We start from the raw sequence: 1,121 nt of genomic DNA on the forward strand, positions 1-1,121 counted from the left end.
CTCCTTTGTCGGAATGACAAAATTGTGTGTAAAACTCAGAGGTAACATTACAAACAACGCATTTGTCATTCAGAAGAATTGAGGAATCCCATCATACTTAAGTTAACTTTAATCCTCCTTATGAGATTCCTCCTTTGTCGGAATGACAAAACTGTGTGTAAAACTCAGAGGTAACATTCCAAACAATGCATTTGTCATTCCGAAGAATTGAGGAACCGCATCATGCTCAAGTAAACTTTTAATCCTCCTTATGTGATTCCTCCTTTGTAGGAAAGACAAAACTGTTTGTAAAACTATGAGATAACATTCAAAACAACGCCTATGTCATTCCGAAGAATTGAGGAATCTCATCATGCTTGAACCAACTTTTGATCCTCCTTATGAGATTCCTCCTTTGTTTGAATAACAAAACTGCGATGTTTATTTATTAAAATAGATTGATTTTCATATATTTAACGTAAAAAACAGCTAAAATCATGATAGAGTTTCAACAAGGATATCATACCTATTATGTGTATGTCATCACCAATAAATACCGTTCTACTTTTTATATTGGTGTAACTAATAATTTAGAAAAACGTTTAATACGTCACAAAACAAATATTGAAATCGGTGTTAAAACTTTTGCCTCTAGGTATAATATTCAACATTTAGTATATTATCAAAAATTTGAATGGATTCAATTAGCAATTGCGCGCGAAAAAGAATTAAAAGGTTGGAGACGTGAAAAAAAGTTGAATTTAATACGCTCTTTTAATAGCAATTTTGAGTTTTTAGAAGATCAATTTATTAATAAATAATTTAAAACAACGCCTTTGTCATTCCTAAGAATTGAGGAATCCCATCATACTTAAGCTAACTTTAATCCTCCTTATGAGATTCCTCCTTTGTCGGAATGACAAAACTATGTGTAAAACTCAGAGGTAACATTCCCAACAACGCTTTTGTCATTCCGAAGAATTGAGGAATCGCATCCTGCTTGAACCAACTTTTAATCCTCCTTATGTGATTCCTCCTTTGTAGGAAAGACAAAACTGTTTGTAAAACTCGGAGTTAACATTCCAAACAACACCTGTGTCATTCCGAAGAATTGAGGAATCCCATCATGCTTAAGCCAACTT

Annotated in this window: 1 protein-coding gene; it reads left to right on the forward strand. The window is 33.0% G+C overall.

The window, feature by feature from the left end; translation table 11 throughout:
- Nucleotides 1–476 precede the first annotated feature (476 nt).
- A complete protein-coding gene (locus tag GQS57_RS18295) occupies nucleotides 477–800 on the forward strand; it encodes a GIY-YIG nuclease family protein (protein ID WP_165734414.1) in 324 nt (107 codons plus the stop codon).
- The last annotated feature ends 321 nt before the right edge of the window (nucleotides 801–1,121 follow it).

The organism is Polaribacter sp. 20A6 (assembly GCF_011378915.1).
GTDB classification, from domain to species: Bacteria; Bacteroidota; Bacteroidia; order Flavobacteriales; family Flavobacteriaceae; genus Polaribacter; species Polaribacter sejongensis.

Excerpts from the sequence above, each read along its gene's own strand:
- GQS57_RS18295 (WP_165734414.1), top strand. The coding sequence starts at position 477 with ATGATAGAGTTTCAACAAGGATATCATACCTATTATGTGTATGTCATC.